At 62.3% G+C, this 20,105-nt stretch carries 17 protein-coding genes; 6 read left to right on the top strand and 11 right to left on the bottom strand.

Annotated elements, in window-relative coordinates:
- Positions 1 to 15 precede the first annotated feature (15 nt).
- On the top strand, positions 16 to 606 hold the full coding sequence (locus GGD40_RS20130; RefSeq protein WP_373565342.1) for a hypothetical protein: 591 nt from the start codon (positions 16 to 18) through the stop codon (positions 604 to 606).
- A 27-nt stretch (positions 607 to 633) separates the two neighbouring features.
- Here the strand turns inward: GGD40_RS20130 and GGD40_RS20125 are convergent, their stop codons facing one another.
- The 3 genes from GGD40_RS20125 to GGD40_RS20115 all read right to left on the bottom strand — a co-directional run bounded on the left by GGD40_RS20125 (position 634) and on the right by GGD40_RS20115 (position 3,873).
- Positions 634 to 1,764 (bottom strand): BMP family ABC transporter substrate-binding protein, encoded by a 1,131-nt coding sequence (locus tag GGD40_RS20125; protein WP_179744674.1) that lies wholly within the window; start codon positions 1,762 to 1,764, stop codon positions 634 to 636.
- A gap of 228 nt (positions 1,765 to 1,992) precedes the next feature.
- Positions 1,993 to 2,328 (bottom strand): helix-turn-helix transcriptional regulator, encoded by a 336-nt coding sequence (locus GGD40_RS20120; protein ID WP_179744673.1) that lies wholly within the window; start codon positions 2,326 to 2,328, stop codon positions 1,993 to 1,995.
- A gap of 66 nt (positions 2,329 to 2,394) precedes the next feature.
- The gene (locus tag GGD40_RS20115; RefSeq protein WP_179744672.1) at positions 2,395 to 3,873 is read right to left on the bottom strand and encodes an aminotransferase-like domain-containing protein; all 1,479 of its coding nucleotides are present in this window, start codon (positions 3,871 to 3,873) and stop codon (positions 2,395 to 2,397) included.
- Between the two features lie 223 nt (positions 3,874 to 4,096).
- Between GGD40_RS20115 and GGD40_RS20110 the strand changes: the two genes are divergently transcribed.
- Positions 4,097 to 6,448: an FdhF/YdeP family oxidoreductase gene (locus tag GGD40_RS20110; RefSeq protein ID WP_179744671.1), complete on the top strand. Its 2,352-nt coding sequence runs from the start codon at positions 4,097 to 4,099 to the stop codon at positions 6,446 to 6,448.
- Positions 6,449 to 6,476: 28 nt separating this feature from the next.
- Here GGD40_RS20110 and GGD40_RS20105 read toward each other — a convergent pair whose 3' ends face one another.
- The 3 genes from GGD40_RS20105 to norR all read right to left on the bottom strand — a co-directional run bounded on the left by GGD40_RS20105 (position 6,477) and on the right by norR (position 9,383).
- Positions 6,477 to 6,995 (bottom strand): M48 metallopeptidase family protein, encoded by a 519-nt coding sequence (locus GGD40_RS20105; protein WP_179744670.1) that lies wholly within the window; start codon positions 6,993 to 6,995, stop codon positions 6,477 to 6,479.
- A gap of 13 nt (positions 6,996 to 7,008) precedes the next feature.
- Positions 7,009 to 7,638 carry a hypothetical protein gene (locus tag GGD40_RS20100; protein ID WP_179744669.1) on the bottom strand — a complete coding sequence of 210 codons (630 nt, stop codon included), beginning with the start codon at positions 7,636 to 7,638 and terminating at the stop codon, positions 7,009 to 7,011.
- A gap of 161 nt (positions 7,639 to 7,799) precedes the next feature.
- Positions 7,800 to 9,383 carry a nitric oxide reductase transcriptional regulator NorR gene (gene norR / locus GGD40_RS20095; protein WP_179744668.1) on the bottom strand — a complete coding sequence of 528 codons (1,584 nt, stop codon included), beginning with the start codon at positions 9,381 to 9,383 and terminating at the stop codon, positions 7,800 to 7,802.
- 112 nt (positions 9,384 to 9,495) lie between these two features.
- Between norR and hmpA the strand changes: the two genes are divergently transcribed.
- From hmpA to GGD40_RS20075, 4 genes are all read left to right on the top strand, one after another.
- Entirely contained in the window at positions 9,496 to 10,677 is a 1,182-nt protein-coding gene (hmpA, locus tag GGD40_RS20090; protein WP_179744667.1) for an NO-inducible flavohemoprotein, read from the top strand.
- A 311-nt stretch (positions 10,678 to 10,988) separates the two neighbouring features.
- Positions 10,989 to 11,549 carry an RrF2 family transcriptional regulator gene (locus GGD40_RS20085; RefSeq protein WP_179703783.1) on the top strand — a complete coding sequence of 187 codons (561 nt, stop codon included), beginning with the start codon at positions 10,989 to 10,991 and terminating at the stop codon, positions 11,547 to 11,549.
- On the top strand, positions 11,546 to 12,214 hold the full coding sequence (locus GGD40_RS20080; RefSeq protein WP_179744666.1) for an FMN-dependent NADH-azoreductase: 669 nt from the start codon (positions 11,546 to 11,548) through the stop codon (positions 12,212 to 12,214). Before GGD40_RS20085 ends, GGD40_RS20080 begins: the two co-directional genes overlap by 4 nt.
- 113 nt (positions 12,215 to 12,327) lie before the next feature.
- On the top strand, positions 12,328 to 12,780 hold the full coding sequence (locus tag GGD40_RS20075; RefSeq protein WP_179703781.1) for a cupin domain-containing protein: 453 nt from the start codon (positions 12,328 to 12,330) through the stop codon (positions 12,778 to 12,780).
- A gap of 76 nt (positions 12,781 to 12,856) precedes the next feature.
- On the opposite strand, the gene GGD40_RS20070 is transcribed toward GGD40_RS20075, so the two are convergent.
- From GGD40_RS20070 to GGD40_RS20050, 5 genes are all read right to left on the bottom strand, one after another.
- Positions 12,857 to 13,252 carry a hypothetical protein gene (locus GGD40_RS20070; RefSeq protein WP_257030443.1) on the bottom strand — a complete coding sequence of 132 codons (396 nt, stop codon included), beginning with the start codon at positions 13,250 to 13,252 and terminating at the stop codon, positions 12,857 to 12,859.
- A gap of 419 nt (positions 13,253 to 13,671) precedes the next feature.
- The gene (locus GGD40_RS20065) at positions 13,672 to 15,315 is read right to left on the bottom strand and encodes a serine hydrolase (protein WP_179744664.1); all 1,644 of its coding nucleotides are present in this window, start codon (positions 15,313 to 15,315) and stop codon (positions 13,672 to 13,674) included.
- Positions 15,316 to 15,662: 347 nt separating this feature from the next.
- Positions 15,663 to 17,081 carry an aspartate ammonia-lyase gene (gene aspA, locus GGD40_RS20060; RefSeq protein ID WP_179703778.1) on the bottom strand — a complete coding sequence of 473 codons (1,419 nt, stop codon included), beginning with the start codon at positions 17,079 to 17,081 and terminating at the stop codon, positions 15,663 to 15,665.
- Positions 17,082 to 17,170: 89 nt separating this feature from the next.
- Complete coding sequence (locus GGD40_RS20055) at positions 17,171 to 18,667, bottom strand: aspartate/glutamate racemase family protein (protein ID WP_179744663.1); 1,497 nt, start codon at positions 18,665 to 18,667, stop codon at positions 17,171 to 17,173.
- Positions 18,664 to 19,959, bottom strand: a complete 1,296-nt coding sequence (locus GGD40_RS20050; RefSeq protein WP_179744662.1) for a dicarboxylate/amino acid:cation symporter — start codon at positions 19,957 to 19,959, stop codon at positions 18,664 to 18,666. The genes GGD40_RS20055 and GGD40_RS20050 overlap by 4 nt, the downstream gene beginning before the upstream one ends.
- Between the last annotated feature and the right edge of the window lie 146 nt (positions 19,960 to 20,105).

The following is a 20,105-nucleotide window of genomic DNA, read 5'->3' as shown; positions in this document are numbered from 1 at the left end:
TCAGCAGCACATCGCATTTGGAAGCCTCGTGAACACTGCTCCCGTCTTCATGACGGGGCGCTTTTCAACAGCCTGCTAGGCCAACTCTACTGGAAAGCACGTCGGCGAGTCGTCGACCGGCGCGCCTTTCTCAACGACAGCGACAGCAAATGGGCATGGCGGGAAGCGAACTGCCGCGATGCGGCGTGTCTCTCGACGTGGTACGCGACGCGTATCGAGGAATTGCAGGTTTTGAACGCGACTTTGCAGGCGGGCACGCAACCGGCGGTGAAGTCACTGGCTGCGTCGGCTATGCAAATTGCACCGGCGGCTGCGACTGCTGCAACTGCAGCGCCCAGACCGACGCAATCAATCGCAGCGGTCACACCGCCCGCCTCGAATAATCAGCACAAACCGCCGCTCCCACCCGCGCCAAAAACCACCACGGCGATGCTTCAATGCACCGCCGCGAATCCCGGCATCGTGGTGAACGACCAGTGTGCCACCGTGCTCAGGGAGAACGGCAGTCGATGGAAATACAAGCCGCACGGCGGCGACTGGTTCTGCGGCGTCGCGATGCTCGACCCCGCCGCGACGACGGAGGTGGCAGCGGCCGCTGCGCCGTGACGCGGCCACTCACGCCCGAGCCCATCGTTACTTAGGCAGCGACCCGTCCACGCCTTGCACGAACCAGTTCAAGCGCAGCAACTCGGGATCGCTCAGCGACTTGCCGGCCGCCACCTTCACCGCGCCGGATTGATCCATGATCGGCCCGGCGAACGGATTGAAGCGGCCCGCGATGATGTCGTCGCGCTTCTGGCTCAACGCCTTTTGCGCGACCGGCGAGACGGCGTCGGTGTTGATGTCGGCGAGGTCGATCGCTTTCTCTTTCAGCCCCCACCAGACCGGCGCGTTATTCCACGTGCCCGCCATCACCTGATCCACCAGATGCGTGTAGTACACGCCCCAGTTGCTCACACACGCGCCGAGTTGCGCATTCGGCCCGAACTTCTTCATGTCGGAATCCCAACCGAACGCGTGCACCTTCTTCTGCTCGGCGGTCTGCATGGTCGCGGTCGAATCGGTGTTCTGAATCAGCACGTCGGCGCCCTGCCCGATCAGCGTTTCGGCGGCCTGCTTTTCGCGGCCCGGATCGAACCAGCTATTGATCCACACCACCTTCACGCGCGCCTTCGGATTGACCGAGCGTGCGCCCATCGTGAATGCGTTGATGTTGCGCACCACTTCGGGCACCGGCACCGAGCCCACGAAGCCGAGCGTGTTCGACTTCGTCGTGTATCCCGCGACGAGACCGGCGAGGTACGCGCTCTGATAAGTGCGCACGTCATAGGTGGCGAAGTTGGCCGCCTTCTTGTAGCCGGTCGCGTGTTCGAACACGGCGTCCGGAAAATCCTTCGCGACCTTCAGTTCGAAGTCCTGGAAACCGAAGCTGGAGCCGACCACGATCTTGTTGCCCTTGGACGCCAGATCGCGAAACACGCGCTCCGAATCCGCCGACTCCGGCACGTTCTCGACACGCGTCACCTTGACCTTGTCGCCGAACTTCGCCTCGACCTCCTTGACGCCCTGTTCGTGCGCGTAGGTCCAGCCGGCGTCGCCCGGATTGCCGAGGTAGACGAACGCAATGCCGAGCGGCTGCGCGGTGGCCGCGACCGCGACATGGGCGGCGCCGGCCGCGCCTAACGTGAGCGTCGCGGCCAGCACGGCACGGACGGTTCTAATGCTCAATGAATGATGGAGTGCTCGCGCCAGCTTTGTTTTCATGGATTCTCCGAAGATGGATAAAGGTGCCCGTCGCAGCGCCTGGCATGGCTCGACATCGCCAGGCAAGGCTCCAGCATAGGGGGCCATATTCGGAGGTCAATTTCAGCGCGAAAATTTTTTTGCGGTGGTGGTGCGGATGAATTTTTCGCGTATTGGCGCGAGGCAAACAGGTTTGGATGAGCACGCGTTGATCGGCGCTGTGTCTGGCAACGCGCTCGTGGAGATGACTTAGTGGATCTTCGGCGGCGGGTCGGCTTGGTGTTGATCGGGCGCATCGTCATCGTCGTCATCGCGCGCGCCATCGCCCTCGCCGAACAACTCCGCGCACAATCCCTCGCCGAGTTCGCTCAGGCGCGCCGTGCCGGTGCCTTCCTCATTGAAAGTGGTGTCCACCAGGCCGCCATCGGCTAACGCCGTCAGTTGCCGGCGCAGGCCGCTCATCGGCACGCCGGCCTGCTTCGACAGTTTGGCGAGCGACCACGCGCCGCCCGGCGTTTCGCGTTGCGCCCGCCACAACTGCGCCAGCACGGCCACCAGCACGGGATCGATTTCGTCGTCTTCCATTTTTTGTCTCCCAGTCTCTCTGCCTAACCCGTCAATCTCATCCGATACCGCTTCGCAGACTCACCCTCACGCCATCTGCGTGACCAGTTCGCCCAGGGTCTTCAACGCCGCTTCCGTCTGCGGCGTCCACGGATAGCTGTAGTTCAGCCGGATGAAATGCCGGTAGTCGTTACGCGTCGAAAACATCATCCCCGGCCCCACCGTGATGCTACGCGCGAGCGCCGCCTGATAGAGCCGCATCGAGTCCACCCGCTCGGGCAATTCCACCCACAGCACATAGCCACCCTGCGGCGTCGACATCCGCGTGCCGGCCGGAAAAAATCGCTGCACCATCGCCGTCATGATGCGCGCCTGCTGCCGGTAAACCTTGCGCACGTGCCGCAAATGCCGATCGTAACCGTCGTGCCGCAGATAGTCTGCAACAGCGACCTGCGGCACCGACGGCGTGGTCAGCGTGTTGAGAAACTTCAGCTTCTCGACCTGCGCGCGATACCGTCCCGGCAGCGCCCAACCGATCCGGTACGACGCGGTCAGACTCTTCGAAAACGACGCGCAATGCAGCACCAGCCCGCGCGTGTCGAAGCTCTTCAGCGTCGAAGGCCGCGTGTCGCCGAAATACAGTTCCTGATAGACGTCGTTCTCGATTACCGGAATGTCGTGCGCGCCGAGCAGTTCGACGAGTTGCTGTTTGCGCGCGTCGGGCATCTGGAAACCGAGCGGATTCTGGAAGTTCGGCATCACCATGCAGGCGGCGATCTTCTGCCCGGCAATCACTCGTGCCAAAGCCTCGATATCGATGCCGTGCACCGGATGCGTCGCCACCTCGATCGCGCGCATGCCCATACGCTCGATCGCGTGCAGCATCGCGTAGTAGGTCGGCGACTCGACGGCCACCGTGTCGCCCGGTTTGGCGACGGCTTGCAGGCTGAGGTTGATCGCCTCGGTCGCGCCGAGCGTGATGACGATCTCGCCCGGATCGACCGGCACGCCGTTCTCGGCATAGCGTCGCGCGATCTGACGGATCAATTCGGGGTTGCCCGGCGGTAAATCGTCGATCAGATTCCAGCTCGCCTGACGTCGCGCGATCGCGTTCGCGTACTGGTTGATGCGCCGCCACGGGAACAGCGACGGATCGGGATACGGCGAGCCGAACGGCACGGCGTCGTGGGCGCGAATGCTGCGCAGCGTGGACAGCACCAGCCGGCTCACGTCGACCGCGGCGGCGACCGGCGACGCCTGCGGCGCGGGCTGGCGGGTCAGGCGCTGCTGATCGGAGACGGCGGAGATAGCAGAGATCGCCGAGACAGCCGCCCGGTCCAGCGCGGCGGCCGTCGCCGCGGCGTCGCGCACGAAATAGCCCGACTGCGGACGGGTCTCGACGATCCCCAAGCTTTCCAGCAACGCGTACGCATGCAGCACCGTCTTGATGCTGACGCCGTGCTGCTGGCTGGCCTGCCGCACCGACGGAATCCGCTCGCCCGGCGCGAACACGCCGCGGCGTACGGCTTCCGTCATTTCCGCGGCAAGCTTTTCGTACAGTTTCAAGAACTTGGGCTCACAGAAAACGCCGGGGGCGCGCAAAAGAAAACTCAGAGCAGACTCCGAGCACGCTCACACCGGCATGGGCTGGGACGCCAGTCTATGCCAAAAGCCCAGCAACTGTACCCCTCCCCTTTCCAATTTTCTGTATGCTGCGCGCTATTTGGAACACAGTAGGCTCACCGTATCGGCTCAAAAGCCATATCAAAGCCCATCCGGCGGCAAGATCATGAAGAAACCTGAAGCTCGCATCGAACCCTACACGCACCCCGCCGCCGGCTGGGGCGCGCTGAAATATGTCGCCATCAACCTGCTCAAGGAAAAGGTGGCGGGCGGCAACTACCGCACGCTGCTCAAGCAGAATCAGCCGAACGGCTTCGACTGCCCGGGCTGCGCGTGGCCGGATCGCGAGCACGCGTCCACCTTCGAGTTCTGCGAGAACGGCGTGAAGGCGGTCGCGGCCGAAGCGACCAGCAAACGCGTCACGCCCGCGTTCTTCGAAGAACACACGGTCGAAGCGCTGATGGCGCAGTCCGACTTCGAACTCGAACAGCACGGCCGCCTGACCGATCCGCTCGTCTACGACGCGCTGCGCGACCGTTACGTGCCGATCGGCTGGAACGAAGCCTTCGACCTGATCGCGCGCCATCTGAACGCGCTCGACCATCCCGACGACGCCGCCTTCTACACCTCGGGCCGCGCCAGCAACGAAGCCGCGTTCCTGTACCAGTTGTTCGTGCGCATGTACGGCACCAACAACTTCCCCGACTGTTCGAACATGTGCCACGAAGCGACCAGCCGCGGTTTGCCGGGCACGGTCGGCGTCGGCAAGGGCACGGTCACGCTCGACGATTTCGAACACGCCGACACGCTGCTGATCTTCGGCCAGAATCCGGCCACGAACCATCCGCGCATGCTCGGCGAACTGCGCGAATGCGCGAAGCGCGGCGCGACCATCGTGTCGATCAATCCGCTGAAGGAGCGCGGTCTCGAACGCTTTGCGAGCCCGCAGCATCCGGTGGAAATGCTGACCATGGGCAGCACCAGGATTAGCTCTGTGTTCATTCGCCCGAAGGTCGGCGGCGACTTCGCGCTGATCAAGGGCGTGGCCAAACGCGTGATCGAACTCGACGACGAAGCGCAGGCCTCCGGTCTCGAGCGCGTGCTGGACCTCGACTTCCTCGCGCAACACACGGTGGGTTTCGATGCGTTCGCCGACGACCTGCGCGCCGAAAGCTGGGACACGATCGTCGCCGAAGCCGGTGTGCCGTTCGACGAGGTGCTGAAGCTCGCCGACATCTACGTGAAGGGCCGCGCCGTGATTTCGACGTGGGGCATGGGCCTCACGCAGCACAAGAATTCGGTGCCGACCATTCAGCTGTTGTCGAACCTGATGATGATGCGCGGCAATATCGGCCGACGCGGCGCGGGTCTGTGCCCGGTGCGCGGCCACTCGAACGTGCAGGGCGACCGCACGGTCGGCATCGAGGAACGGCCGACCGATGCGTTTCTCGACCGTCTCGGCGAGGTCTACGATTTCGAGCCGCCGCGCGAGCACGGACTCGACGTCGTCAACACGATTCAGGCGATGCTCGACGGCAAGGTGAAAGTGTTCATCGGCCTCGGCGGCAACTTCTCGATCGCGACGCCGGACACGCCGCGTACGTGGGAAGCGATGCGTTCCTGCGCACTGACCGTACACATCACCACCAAGCTGAATCGCAGCCATCTCATCCACGGCCGCGACGCGCTGATTCTGCCGACGCTCGGGCGCACCGAGATCGATCTGCAGAACGGCGTGGCGCAAGGCGTGAGCGTCGAAGACTCCATGAGCATGGTGCACATCTCGTACGGTATGAACAAACCGGCGTCGGAGAATCTGCTGTCGGAGATCGCGATCGTCGCGCGTATGGCGCGGGCCACGCTCGGCAGCGAGAAAGTGGACTGGCTCGCGCAGACGGCGGATTACGCGCTGATCCGCGACGGCATCGCGCAGGTGATCGAAGGCTTTCACGATTACAACGAGCGGCTGAAGACCCCCGGCGGTTTTCACCTGGGCGTCGCGTCACGCGAGCGGATCTGGAAAACGCCGAGCGGCAAGGCGCAGTTTCTGGTGCATGCGATCGCCGTCGACACGCCGATTCACCAGGCGCGCAAGCAATACGGCGAGCGTCTGATGACCTTGATGACGACGCGTTCGCACGACCAGTACAACACCACGATTTACGGCCTCGACGACCGCTATCGCGGCGTCTATGGACAACGGCGCGTGCTGTTCGCCCATAAGGACGATATCGCGATGCTCGGTTTCGTGGTCGGTCAGCGCGTGGATATCACGAGCGTGTGGGCCGATGGCATCGAGCGTCACGCCGACGGTTTCCTGCTGGTGGAATACGACATTCCGCGCGGCTGCCTCGGCGCTTACTATCCGGAGACGAATCCGCTGGTGCCGCTCTCTTCCGTCGCCGACGGCGCGGGCACGCCGACGTCGAAGTCGATTCCGGTGCTGTTGAAGGCGTCGAAAGTCATGGTGAGTGAAACGGGTGAGTTGCTCGAAACGCACGAGGCCGTGGCGGCCTGAGGCTTGAGGCTTGAGGGTTAATTAAAACCTAAAGCATCGAGCGCGCGACCTGGCTCTTCGCCAGGTCGCGATGCGTCAGATACAGACGCAAATCGAATTCGATCTGGTGGTAACCCGGCTGCATGAACTCGCACAAACGGTAGAAAGCCTTGTTGTGATCGCTTTCCTTCAGATGCGCCAGTTCGTGGACAACGATCATTTTCAGAAACTCCGGCGCCGCCGCCTTGAACAGCGACGCAACGCGGATTTCCTTCTTCGCCTTCAGCTTGCCGCCCTGCACGCGGGAAATGCTGGTGTGCAGACCGAGCGCGTGACGCACGACGTCGAGCTTGCTGTCGTATGTGACCTTGTCGATCTGCTCCGCGCTGCGCAAATGTTCGCGCTTCAGATCGGCGCAGTACGCGTATAACGCACGGTCGGTTTGCACGTCGTGCGTATTCGGATAACGCTCGGCGAGATACGCGCCGAGTTGCTCGTCGGCGATCAGCTTCTTGACCTTCTCTTGCAGCGACGCCGGATAGCCGGTCAGGTATTTCAGATGCGACATGGCAATGCGCGACTCAGGCAGAGCGAACGTTGTCTTCGCAATCGTCCCAATAGCGGAGCGGATCACGGTGCGCGGGGAATTGCGTGTCGAGCCAGTCGGACAACACCTTCCACTGCGGATGATTCGGGCCGCTGCGGGTGTCCCAGAACGATTCCTTGAGGATGGCGTTGTTGCGCGCACGGTCCCGCACGACGATCCGGCAATGTTCGTTCAGGTCGTGGAACTCCGCCTTCAGGTAGTAACGCGGCAGGATCAACAGCGTGGCGCCTTTCACCAGCCGACCCTCGGCGCGCACGATTCCACCGCCCTTGATGCGCAGCACACCGTCCACCGATTTGTCCGCGATCCAGTCGACCGGCAATCTGACGACGCACACGTCTTTCCCCACCTTGATCCAGTCCATCCGCCAGGCGCGCGTGAGCGCGTCGCGCATGGCCGCTGAATCGGCGTAGCCAGGCGGCAGTTCCATTTCAGCCGGTAAGGTGACCAGCAGGTCGTCAGCGGGCACGAAACTGGTTGAGTTGGAGAAGGGGTCGCCGAAAGGGTTCGACGGACGGCTCGCGGCCGTCGAACCCTTGGCCGGCAGTCCGCCGAAAAGGTCTTCGGCGGCGCGGCGCGCGCGCTTCGATTTTTCACTGCTCATCTGCTTCTCCGTTGAACGTCCACACGTCTTCATCGGCCGGCTTGCCGGCGATGAATTGCGTTCCCGGCGACAGCCGACGAACCACGCTGGTTAGATCGATGTTTTCCATCCACGAAGTCTAACCTGGGATGCGCGCCACGCCCGCTTCCCGGCAGGCCGCGCTACTTCAAGCCGAGCCGCTTCGCGAGCCGGTTGAGGTTCGCGCGATCGAGGCCAAGTTCACGCGCCGCCGCCGCCCAATTCTGCTGATGCCGCTCCAACGTCTCGACCACGATACTCCGTTCGAACGCCGTCACCGCGCTGCGAAAATCCTTCTCCACGATGGCCGGCACGGCTTCCTGCGGTTCGCCGCCGAGCGCGCCGGAAAAAGCGAAATCCGCCGCATTCAGCGTGAGAATCCGCCGACGTTCGCGATTGCTCGCCAGCGCCTTGAGCGCGCTACGTCCAATCAGATGTTCGAGTTCGCGCACGTTGCCCGGCCAGGGATAACGCAATAGCGCGGCTTGCGCGTCGGCCGCGAGACGCAGACTCAGCAAGCCGAGACGCGAGCGGTTTTCTTCGAGGAAAAAGCCCGCCAGCAACAACACGTCCCGGCCGCGTTCGCGCAACGGCGGCACACGCAACGGATAGACACTGAGACGGTGATAGAAGTCGGCACGAAAGCGACCTGCCCTCACCTCTTCGGCGAGATCGCGATTCGTCGCGGCGATCAGGCGGACGTCGACCTTGTGTTCGTGATCCGAGCCGATGCGCTGCAATTGACCGTTTTGCAGCACGCGCAACAACTTGGCTTGCACGGCGAGCGGTAATTCGCCGACCTCGTCCAGAAACAGCGTGCCGCCGTCGGCCAGTTCGAATTTGCCGCGCCGGTCCGACGACGCGCCGGAAAACGCGCCTCGCACATGCCCGAACAATTCGCTTTCCACCAGCGTATCCGGCAACGCCGCGCAGTTGAGGCTGATCATCGGCTTGCCGGCCCGCGACGACAGCGCGTGAATCGCGTTCGCCACGAGTTCCTTGCCGACCCCGGTCTCGCCGGTAATCAGCACGGTCAGATCGCTGCCGGCGACCACTTCGATTTCTTCGATCAGATGTTTGTGCGACTCGCTGCTGCCGACCATTTCGCGACGGCTCTGGCCGCTCGCCTGCCGATACGCTTCGGCACGCCGCCGCTCTTCTTCGCCGGTGCGCGCCAGCGTGTCGATGCGCTCCACCACGCTGACGGTCGCTGCCGCGAGACTCAGGAAGGCCTGCAGCGAAGCCATATCGATCGCGTCGAAGCGTGCCGGGTTCAACGCGTCGAGAGTGAGAAGCCCCCACGGGCGGCCGCCGATCAACAGCGGACAGCCCAGGCAATCGTGGACCTCGAGATGCCCCGCCACGCCCTGCACCAGGCCGTCGTAGGGGTCGGGCAAATCGGAGTCGGCGGCGAACCGGGTCGGCTCGGGTCGCGATAGCAATTGCGCGAAGCGCGGATGCTCGCTGACGCGAAAGCGCCGCCCGAGCGTATCGCTGCTCAAGCCGTCGATGGCGAGCGGCACCAGCGTGTCGCCTTCAAGGCGCAGCAGCGCCGCCGCGTCGCCGGGAAACAGCGTGCGCAGGCTGCTCAACAAGCGGCGAAAGCGCTCGCTGTCGGACAGCTCGCGCGACAGATCCTGGATCAGCGGCGTCAGCACGTCCAGCACCGCCCGCGCAGTCAATCCGACTGCTAATGGAGTCTCTTTAACCAGAGTCGAATCGACCATATCAAAAATTATCTCGTTGATTTATCTGGATTTTACACCTGGCACGAAACATGGATAGAGAAGGCATCGGCCGCGTCGCGGCCCGTCATCCACTCACCACGAGGACTCATCCATGCTTTCCCCCGACCATCGCGCCATCGTCAAAGCCACCGTGCCGCTTCTCGAAAGCGGCGGCGAAGCGCTGACCACGCACTTCTACGACCTGCTGATCAATGAGCATCCCGAGGTGCGCCCGCTGTTCAACCAGGCGAATCAGGCCAGCGGCGCGCAGCAACGCGCCCTCGCCAACGGCGTGCTGATGTACGCGCGCCATATCGACAAGCTCGATCAACTCGGCGGCCTCGTCGGACAAATCACCAACAAGCACGTCGCGCTGAATATCCTGCCCGAGCACTATCCGATTGTCGGCCAGTGCCTGCTGCGCTCCATCCGCGAAGTGCTCGGCGCGGAGATCGCCACCGACGCGGTGATCGAAGCGTGGGCCGCCGCGTATCAGCAACTCGCCGATCTGCTGATCGGCATCGAAGAAACGATGTACGCCAGCAGAGAAGCGGCGCCGGGCGGATGGCGCGGCACGCGGCTGTTCCGCGTGGCCCGCAAGGTGCGCGAGAGCGACGAGATCACGTCGTTCCATCTGCGGCCCGACGACGGCCGCGAGTTGCTCGCGTTCGAGCCTGGCCAGTACATCGGCGTACGGCTCGTGATAGACGGCGTTGAAGTGCGCCGCAACTATTCGCTGTCGGCCATGGCCGATGGCCGCGAGTACCGCATCAGCGTAAAGCGCGAGCCGAATGGCAAGGTGTCGAATTACCTGCACGAGCAGATCGCCGAAAACGATACGCTGGACCTGTTCGCGCCGGCCGGCGATTTCACCCTTCAACCCGGCGACAAACCGCTCGTGCTGATCAGCGGCGGCGTCGGCATCACCCCGACACTGGCGATGTTGCAGGCTGCGCTCGGCAGCGGACGTCCGGTGCATTTCATCCATTCGGCGCGGCACGGTGGCGTGCATGCGTTCCGCGACACGATCGATCAACTGGCCGCGCGTCATCCGCAACTGAAGCGCTTCTACTGCTATGAACAGCGCCGCGCGCAGGACGCCGACGCGCACGGGATCGGCTATCTCGACGAGGCGCGGCTGGATCGCTGGCTGCCGACAACGCGCGACGTCGATGTCTATTTTCTCGGCCCGATCGCCTTCATGAAAGCCATGAAGAAGCATCTGAAGGCGGTCGGCGTGCCGGAGTCGCAAAGCCGCTACGAGTTCTTCGGTCCGGCCGCGGCGCTCGAATAACACCGCTCTTCGCACAAGACCGATTCGGGAGCGCGGCTCGTCGCTCCCGAATTGCGTAAATCCCCACATCTAAACCACCATCGCGCTCTGCTCCGCGCTGGTCACCTGAAAATCGCCGGAACCGGCTATTTGCCGCAGCCGACGCACCGCCTAATCTGTGCCCTGCCGCACGAGACCTGCCGAACTCAGCGCCGCCGCCGAGCCCTCATCCCCACGATCAAGCAACAATCTGTTCCAGAAACCTGGGGTTGCACCTGAGCCCAAAGTCGATTACATTTCTAACTACGATATCATGAGTCGGAGTTAAGGAAATGTCACACATCAGCACAGGTGTCGAGTATGGGTTGCATTGCCTGCTCTATCTCAGCGATCCCGCTGCGGGCGTGAGCGACGCCAGCGCGAAAGATCTCGCGGAGCTTCAGGGCGTGCCGGTGGAGTACGTCGCCAAGCTGTTCACCAAGCTCTCGCGGGCCGGCATCGTCGCGGCGACCGAGGGCGTGCGGGGCGGTTTCCGGCTGGCGCGGCCGGCGGCCGAGATCAGCGTGCTCGACGTCGTGAATGCGATCGACGGCAACAAGGCGCTGTTCGATTGCCGCGAAATCCGCGCGAATTGCGCGGTGTTCGGCGACAAGCCGCCGGCATGGGCCACGCGCGGCGTGTGCTCGATCCATGCCGTGATGCTGGACGCCGAAAAGCGCATGACCGAATCCCTCGCCGCGCATTCGCTAGCCGATCTGGCGACACGCACGGTCGAAAAAGCGCCCGCCGCGTACGGGCATCAGGTCGTCAAGTGGCTCGGGCACCGCTCGTCCACACGCCGCAGCGAAAGCGGCAATCCTCATCGAAATGCACATCAAGGAGAGAAGTCATGAAGGTCCTGCACGTCGACGCGAGCGCCAAGCGCGAACGTTCCAATTCGCGCGCATTGAGCCGCTATTTCATCGAACGGTTGCGCAGTGAAGGCGTGGAGCTCGACATCGATTATCTGGACGTCACGGTCGACATACCCGCGCACGTCACCGAAGCGTTTGCGATTGCCACCTACACGCCGGAGCAGGAGCGCACACCGGCCATGAAGGAGACGTTGGCGGCTTCGGACGCGCTGTGCCGGCGCCTGCTCGATGCCGACGCGCTGATTTTCGCCATGCCGATGTACAACTGGTCGATGCCGTCCGCGTTCAAGGCCTATATCGACAACATCACGCGCACCGGGCTCACGTACGTGAATACCGAAGACGGCCGTATCGAAGGGCAACTTCAGCGGCAAAAAACCGTCTTCATTACGAGTCGCGGTGCGGATCTGCGCGCCGCCCCGTTCTCGTCGATGGATGCGCTCACACCGGCATTGAAGGCCGCGTTCGGATTCATCGGCGTGGCGAACCCCACGTTCGTCGATGCGCAGCCGCTGCAGTTCTCGGATCAGCAAGCTCGCATCGAAGCGCTCGAACGCGCGCATCGTGAACTGGACGCCGTCGCCGCGCAATGGGCGAATGAGCCGTCGCAAGTCGAAGCTGACGAAGCGTCGCTGACTGCGTAATAGCAGTCGAACTACTTCCCGTACTGACGTATTGGACGATTCGCGATTCGAATCGTCGGGAAGCGTGTCGCCGTTAAAACGGCCATTGAAATCATTCAGGCAGGAAACTCATCATGAACCTCCGTTCACTCATCACGGCGACGACGTTCGCCGCTCTCTCGGTTGCCACCGCTTCGCAAACCGTCTACGCCGCAGAAGCCTCGGCCCCCGCCGCTTCCTCCGCCGCGCCGCGCGAAACCATCGCGCCGGCTTTCGTCGAACCGATCGCCAACGTGCCGGGCAAGACGATGACCGCGTTGATCGTCGACTACGCGCCTGGCGGCAAGACGCCCGCGCATCGACATGGTCAGGCGTTCGTGGTCGGCTACGTGCTGTCCGGCGCGATCCGCAGTCAGGTCAACGGCGGCGAAACGCACGTCTATCACGCCGGCGAGCATTGGACCGAAAAGCCGGGCGCCCATCACACCGTCAGCGAGAATGCGAGCGACACCGAACCCGCCAAGCTGCTCGCTATTTTCGTCGCGGACAGCAAGGACAAGGATCTGGTGACGGTGGACAAGAAGTAATAGCGGCGGCGGCGAGGATTGTCAGGGCGCGCATGCGCCCTGACAATCACCGAGCGCTGCTGGGGAGGTGGCGTTGTTAGCCTCGCGCCCGATCGATCGCGGCAAGCGCGACTTCCCGCGCCAGATCCGCATAGAGCTCAGCCCACTTGCCGAGCAGACTCGGATCGTTGATCAGAAACAGCGGATGCTCGGCCCATGCGCTGACCTGCGGCCCTTTCCACGCCAGCTCGAAGATCCGCATGTCTTCATCGTCGCTAACGCCGATGTCGACCAGCTCGCGAAACGAAGCGAGATTACTGAGCGTCACTTCCTGGACTTCGAGGCGATGAATCGCGGCTAGCGCGGCGGCCGCGCGCGCTCGCGCGTCGTCGCGGCTGTCGGCGCTCAGAAACACGACGCTCTCGTCGCGATCATGGCTGAACACGGCCCGATACAGGGAGGTCTTGCAAAGGTGACTGAGTTCCGTACCCATGGTTGCGCGCGCTCCTGTAAGCTTTTTGTTATCTGGAGCCACCAACTGGGCGACGCTTTTTTGCGCCGCGCGTCGCCGCTGCCGATGGCGATATCGGTCGCTGCCCCAGTACACATACACGCCGCATACGGTGAGGCAAGCCAGTGCGAGCACCCCGACTCCCCCAAGTACCGCCAGATCGGTGTACGCCATGTCAGGCTCCCTTGAGTCTCGCGGCCCCTGTGCCGGCGGTGCCCTGAATCTTGCGGGCAAACCCGGATAAGAACCGGGAACGCGCGGCGTCGAATAGGTCTGCTCTCATCGTTGGCATGGCCATGATTTTTATGAGCGAGGGGACGTTACGGCGAGTATCGGACTGGCGTCGCCGATGAGCAATTGAGCACACGTCTCTATTGACCAATCGGTGCGGCTATAGGAGTCTATTGGGCTGGGCGGTTTGCCTCGCTCAGCCTGAAACCACGCCAATCCACCCCGGCCTGATGCAGGATCAGATTGCACACCGTGCCGTCGCCGTCGAGTTCGAATGTCACAGCGGCGGTGACTGGACCTACCAGCTCGAAACGGCGCATGCCGCGATAAACGGTTGCCAACTTTTCCTGACCGGTGGCCTGAACATGGATCTGCCCTGCATCGCAGGTCACTTCAAGGTCCATATAAGCGCTGAGCCGATACCATCCGGCATAGTGGGCGAAGTCCCGCGCTTCCGCCCCGGCATGGTCGGCGCCTTGCAGCGGCGCCTGTTCAATCTGCTGCACAAGCGCTTCGTCCACTCGATGAGCCACGAAGTCACGACCGCGCTCGCGGTCCACTAGCGCGACGACGCTGCCTTCGTCGGCGCGCTGGAAATCGATCTGCATGTCCCGAACCTGGCAGAAGAAGCTATCGGCGCCCGCGTACGCTAGCCGCAACGGCTCCTGTCCGCGAGCGTGAATGTTCAGCGCGCCCGCTTCGGTAGTGACCCGAACAAAGTACTTCGGTCCCAGTCGATAGCAACCCGTGTAGGTCTCCAGCAGCGGCGGATCGATCGGCACGCTTGCGCGCGGTTCATGGCGTCCGAAGTGCAGGTTCGCCAGCCGCTCCGCGATCGCGGGAATAATGGCATGTTGAAGATTCGACAGAACGACGACCGTCAGTTCGTCGTCCGGGTAGCGGTCCAGTGCACACACGAAGCCGTTGATTCCTCCGCCATGATGATGCAAGCGACGGTCGGATCGATTGACGATGAACCAGCCGTAACCGTACCCGTGGCCATGATCGCGCAGCATCTCGTCCAGCGAGCCCGCGCTGATGACTTTCCCGTTTGAAAGTGCCTCGGTCCAGCGCAGAAGATCGTCGGCCGTCGAATAAAGGCCGCCGGCGGCATACGGGACGCTCATCGCGGAGAAAAGCGCGTTGATCCACTTTCCCCCGTGGCGCTCATAGCCCGCCGCCCGCCGCGGAAGAATAGCGCGAGTCTCGTCGTAGCCCGTATTGCTCATACCGAGTGGATCGAAGATCTCACTCTGCAGAAATGCGGAGTAAATCTGGCCGCTTACTTTTTCCACGATCAGGCCGAGTAGCGCATAGCCGCTATTGCAATAGGAGAAACGCTCACCGGGTGTGAATTCCAGTGGCAAGTCACGCACCAGATCGAGAATCTGCTCGGGTGTATGGTCAATCCGCCCAATGTGCGAAACGAAGTCCGGACGACCCGTGTATGAAGGAATGCCCGATGTGTGTGTCAGCAACTGATGAATGGTGATGTCACACCAACTCTCGGGCGCATTTGCGTAATGCGTCGACACCGGATCCGCGAGATTGAGTTTGCCGCGCCCGGCAAGCAGAACGATGGCCGTCGCCGTGAACTGCTTGGTAATGGAGCCGATCCGGAATCGGGTATCCGGCGTGTTGGCGATCATCCATTCTCGATTCGCCAGCCCGAATGCCTCGTGGAAGATCGGCTTGCCCCGATGCGCGACCAGAATCAGGCCGGAAAAAAGGTTGGCGTCCACGAATGGCGCGACGACAGCGGCGGCTTTAACGGCGTACGCGTTGGAAGGTGTTCCGGCAGCCATCGACGACATCTATTTGCTCCTGGTGGAAGCACGCAGCGTTCATGGGTAGGTGTCGAATGATCGCATGACATGCCGCGAACGCATTGGATCATGCTGAATCGTCATTGAGAGAAACGCCCAAGGGCTTATGATTCCGGCCTTTTTCGTACGCAACACTCAATAGCGCCACGAATGCCTCGCGCTCTCGCGCAAGAACTCTCCGCTTAGAAGCACAGATGTACCTTGTTGCAGGCCAGGATGTAGCAGTTCGCGTCAGATAACGACGCAGCCTTTGCAAGCCAGCGCGATCGTCTCGCACCGGACCTGAAGTCAACAGATAACCAGCGGCGTCACATGCGACGCCGGTTAATCTACTCTTACGACACGGATCCCACCTTCCTCGGCTGAGTCAACATCGCAGGCTGCAAAATCTCATCGAGTTGCGCCTGACTCAACAGTCCTTTTTCCACCACGATCTCCGCCACGCTTCGACCGGAAGCTAGCGCTTCCTGCGCGACTTCCGTCGCATGTGTATAGCCGATGTATGGGTTGAGCGCGGTCACGATTCCAATCGAGTTTTCAACGATCGCACGCAACCGGTCGCGATTGGCGGTGATCCCGTCGACGCATCGGGACGCCAGCGTCAAGCACCCTGCCCGCAGATGGGCCACGCTTTTGAACAGACTGTGCGCGATGATCGGCTCGAACGCGTTGAGCTGAAGCTGCCCCGCCTCCGCTGCGAAACTGACGGTCACGTCGTTGCCGATCACCTCGAACGCGATCTGATTGACCACTTCCGGAATCACCGGATTGACCTTGCCCGGCATGATGCTGGAGCCCGCCTGCACCGGCGGCAGATTGATTTCTCCGAACCCCGCGCGAGGGCCGCTCGACAGAAGCCGCAGATCATTGCAGGTCTTCGACAGTTTCACGGCGACCCGCTTCAACACGCCGGACAATTGCACGAACGAGCCGACGTCCTGAGTCGCTTCCACCAGATTTGGCGACGTAGTGAGCGCAATCCCTGTCACGCTGCTCAGGTGAGTACAGACAAGTCCCGCGTACTGCGGATGCGTATTGATGCCCGTTCCAATCGCCGTTGCGCCCAGGTTGATCTCACAGATCAATCTCGAGGCTTCCCTGAGGCGTTCCTCGTCTTCACCGAGCATCACGGCGAAGGTGCTGAACTCCTGCCCCAAGGTCATCGGCACGGCGTCCTGCAATTGGGTCCGGCCCATCTTCAGATCGCTTCTGAACTCTTCCGCCTTGCGTTCGAACGACGCACGCAGCACGCCCATTGCGTCGATCAGTTGCATGATGCCCGCATAGGTCGCGATCTTCAGCGCTGTGGGGTACACGTCGTTCGTGCTTTGGCCGAGGTTGACGTCCTCATTGGGATGGAGAATGCCGTACTCGCCTCGCTGATGCCCGAGGTGTTCGAGCGCGAGATTGGCGATGACTTCATTGGCGTTCATGTTGGTGGACGTGCCGGCACCGCCCTGAATGACGTCCACCACAAAGTGCTCATGCGCAACACCGGAGCGGACCTGTCTGCACGCTTGAACGATCGCCGACATCTTGAGCTCGCTGAGCAGCCCGAGGTCGTAATTCGCCAGCGCAGCCGCCTCCTTGACGCTCGCCAATGCGTTGATGAGATTCGGATACACCGAAATAGGAATACCCGTGATCGGGAAGTTCTCCAATGCGCGCAACGTGTGCACGCCGTAGTAGGCCGACGCGGGCACGGCGAGGTCGCCGAGAAGATCGTGTTCGATACGTTCGTTGGCTGAGAGCATGAATTCCTCGATAGTTAGAAATGACAGACGTAGTGCGTCAACCGGCGCTCGTGCATGCCACGAGGCCGGGCGAAGAGGTGATGGTGTCGTTATACACAGAGTGTTCCCGCTGTAACGGCAGCGGTAGCGGCTGTGGCAGCGGCCGTGGCGTACGCAACGCATTGCCGGGCAAGCACGTCGGTGGGATCCACGAGGCGGACCGACGCGCCATTCGTCCCCACGTAGTCCGCTTGCGGAAGCAGCAGCGGCAACTCGGTGCAGCCGAGAATGACAACTTCCACGCCTTGCGCGATGAGTCCGTCGATCGCGGCGGCGATATCGAGCTGGCATTGTCCGCTAGTGAAACCCGCCTTCACGCCCTCTTCACCGTAAATGGCGTCCATGACGCGAGCCTGCAAAGCCGGGCCCGGCAGAACCTGCTGCAAGCCTTGCGACATCAGCGCCTTTTCGTAGACGCCGCTTTCCACCGTCCCCGAGGTCGCCAGCACGCCGACCGAACGCAGCGCCGGAAAGTGCTCGCGCAGATAGCGAACCGTCACCGTCAGCATGTTCACGATCGGTATGCTCAGATACGGCTGGATGCGTTCGACGAACGCGTGCGCGGTGTTACACGGAATCGCGATGAGATCCGCGTCGCCCGCTTCGAGCTTCTTGCAAGTCGCGTAAAGGGAGATGGTCGGATCGGGGCCATCGCCAATCAGACTTTCCGTGCGATCCGGAATCTGCGGGTTCTGTTCGACCAGTAGCTTGATGTGATCCTGGTCCCGTTTGGCGGGCGTATTGCGCACGATCTTGTGGATAAAGTCGACGGTCGCCGCCGGCCCCACGCCGCCAACCACGCCCACCTTGAACAGCGTTTCCGGCGACGAGTACTGCCCCGACACCACGTACTGCGCATACGCCAGATTCGAATCGAGCAGCGGCACCGGCAACGGCCCGATCTCTCCGGCAACCAGCGCGATTTCCGTCAGCCCCGGAACGATGATCGTCGCGCCCTGCGCGATCAGGTCTTCGCACGCCTCGCGTAACAGCGTCACCGGCCGGCCATTCAGATTCCCGCTCTTCACACCTTCCGCGCCATACACGGCCTCGGTGACGAGATCCAGGCCATCTTGCTGGCGCGGATAGACCACCTCGAATTCGGGCGTCGCAAAATACCTGTCGAATAGCCCTTTGCGACGCGTGTAGTCCGAGGCGAGCACGCCGATGCGACGCACCGACGGAAAGCGCCGTCGAACGTGACTGCGCACGGCCTCGACCATGTCGACGATCTGCAGCGGCGAGTTGGCCCGCAGTTCATCGATAAAAGTATGACTGAGAAAGCAAGGCAGCACGACCGTCGTCACGCCTTGCTTCTCGAAGCGGCTGATCAGATCGAAGATGTACAACTTGCGCTCCGTCGTCGCCTCCGTTCCCGTGCCGGAAGTTCGGAACGGGTGCTGCTCGAAGACTACGTCGAAGTGCTCGGCGTCGCTCGTCGCCGGCGTCGATTTAACGAGTTTGAAAAACACATCCGCGCTCGCGAGCGGTCCGAGTCCGCCCACCACGCCAAACTTACGTGCGCTCTTTACTGGCCCTTCGTTCATTTCATCTCGCCTTGCAATTGCACGAAAGCCGGTTCGTCCGCGACAGCCACTGTCCCCTGCTTGAGCGCACGTTTGCTTTCCCACTTCGCAATCACCGCCGTCGCGATGCTGTTGCCGATCACGTTGGTGGCGGTTCGCCCCATGTCGAGAATCTGGTCGATCGCAAGGATCAGCACGACGCCGGAAGGCGGCAGGTGGAACATCGGCGCCACCGCCGCGACAACCACCACGGAACCACGCGCGACGCCCGCCATGCCCTTGCTGCTCACCATCAACACGAGCAGCATCATGATCTGCGTGCCCAGCGGCATATCGATGCCGAAAGCCTGCGCGATGAAAATCGCCGCGAACGCCTGGTACATCATCGAGCCGTCGAGATTGAACGCGTAGCCGAGCGGCAGCGTGAAGCCGACCACCTTCTTGTCGACGCCGAATTCCTCGAGTTTTTCCGTCAAACGCGGGTACGCCGCTTCGCTACTCGCGGTCGAAAACGCGAGCATGGCGGGTTCGCGAATCGCCTTCAGCAGCACCCAGATCTGCTTGCCGAGAAAGAGATAGCCGACCGCCACGAGCAGCGTCCACAGCAAGACGAGGCCCACGTAGAAGCTGCCGATCAGCTTGCCGTAGGTGGTCAACACGTCCAGCCCGTGCACGGTGATCGCCGAGGCCAGCGCGCCGAACACGCCGATCGGCGCAAGGCGCATCACATAGTCGGTCAGCTTCAGCATGGCGGGTACGAGCGCATCGACGCCGGCCACCAGCGGCGCGACACGCGGGTCGCTCTTGATCACGCTCAGCACCACGCCGAACAGCACGGAGAACACGAGAATCTGCAGAATGTCGTTGCGGGCCATCGCGTCGATGATGCTGGTCGGAAACGCGTGAGTGACGAAATCCTTGAAGTTCAGACCGGCGGTATTCAGCCCGGTGCTGACGTCGGCGCTGGTCTGCACCAGATTGAGCCCCGCGCCGGGATGGAAGACGTTCGCCAGCACCAGGCCGAGCGCGAGCGACAGCAGCGACGCGCACAGGAACCATCCCACCGAGCGGAAGCCGATGCGGCGCACGTCGCTGGTCCCCGCCATGCCCGCGAGTCCCGAGACGAGCGTCGCGAACACCAGCGGCGCGATGATCATCTTCACGAGGCGAAGAAAGATGTCGGTGATGATCGAGAAGTAGCCGGCAACGGCCTTCGCTTCGTCGGCATTCGCCACCGAGCGGTGACAGAGGTACCCGACGATAACGCCGAGCACCATGCCGACAAAGATGTAGAGAGTGAGGCGATTCTTCATGTGAATCCGTCCAGGAGTAGCGCTGGTGGACGAGTTGCACACCACGCGCAGGAAAGGCAGAAACCATGCTGTGTTGGCCGGTCTCTGTGTCTGGACGGATATTAAGGAACCTCAAAAAGACGGCAATGCTAGTACTGCATGCGCCT

The organism is Paraburkholderia bryophila (genome assembly GCF_013409255.1).
Classification (GTDB): Bacteria; Pseudomonadota; Gammaproteobacteria; order Burkholderiales; family Burkholderiaceae; genus Paraburkholderia.
Note: the sequence above shows the minus strand (reverse complement) of the source record. Positions and strands in the feature narration are given on the sequence as shown.

What these genes read in the sequence shown, in the direction of transcription:
- GGD40_RS20075 (WP_179703781.1), top strand. Translation starts at nt 12,328, where the DNA reads ATGAACCTCCGTTCACTCATCACGGCGACGACGTTCGCCGCTCTCTCG.
- GGD40_RS20105 (WP_179744670.1), bottom strand. Translation starts at nt 6,995, where the DNA reads ATGTCGCATCTGAAATACCTGACCGGCTATCCGGCGTCGCTGCAAGAG.
- GGD40_RS20100 (WP_179744669.1), bottom strand. Translation starts at nt 7,638, where the DNA reads ATGAGCAGTGAAAAATCGAAGCGCGCGCGCCGCGCCGCCGAAGACCTT.
- GGD40_RS20065 (WP_179744664.1), bottom strand. Translation starts at nt 15,315, where the DNA reads ATGTCGTCGATGGCTGCCGGAACACCTTCCAACGCGTACGCCGTTAAA.
- GGD40_RS20110 (WP_179744671.1), top strand. Translation starts at nt 4,097, where the DNA reads ATGAAGAAACCTGAAGCTCGCATCGAACCCTACACGCACCCCGCCGCC.
- GGD40_RS20120 (WP_179744673.1), bottom strand. Translation starts at nt 2,328, where the DNA reads ATGGAAGACGACGAAATCGATCCCGTGCTGGTGGCCGTGCTGGCGCAG.
- GGD40_RS20125 (WP_179744674.1), bottom strand. Translation starts at nt 1,764, where the DNA reads ATGAAAACAAAGCTGGCGCGAGCACTCCATCATTCATTGAGCATTAGA.
- GGD40_RS20085 (WP_179703783.1), top strand. Translation starts at nt 10,989, where the DNA reads ATGTCACACATCAGCACAGGTGTCGAGTATGGGTTGCATTGCCTGCTC.
- GGD40_RS20055 (WP_179744663.1), bottom strand. Translation starts at nt 18,667, where the DNA reads ATGAACGAAGGGCCAGTAAAGAGCGCACGTAAGTTTGGCGTGGTGGGC.
- aspA (WP_179703778.1), bottom strand. Translation starts at nt 17,081, where the DNA reads ATGCTCTCAGCCAACGAACGTATCGAACACGATCTTCTCGGCGACCTC.
- GGD40_RS20080 (WP_179744666.1), top strand. Translation starts at nt 11,546, where the DNA reads ATGAAGGTCCTGCACGTCGACGCGAGCGCCAAGCGCGAACGTTCCAAT.
- GGD40_RS20050 (WP_179744662.1), bottom strand. Translation starts at nt 19,959, where the DNA reads ATGAAGAATCGCCTCACTCTCTACATCTTTGTCGGCATGGTGCTCGGC.
- norR (WP_179744668.1), bottom strand. Translation starts at nt 9,383, where the DNA reads ATGGTCGATTCGACTCTGGTTAAAGAGACTCCATTAGCAGTCGGATTG.
- GGD40_RS20070 (WP_257030443.1), bottom strand. Translation starts at nt 13,252, where the DNA reads ATGGGTACGGAACTCAGTCACCTTTGCAAGACCTCCCTGTATCGGGCC.
- hmpA (WP_179744667.1), top strand. Translation starts at nt 9,496, where the DNA reads ATGCTTTCCCCCGACCATCGCGCCATCGTCAAAGCCACCGTGCCGCTT.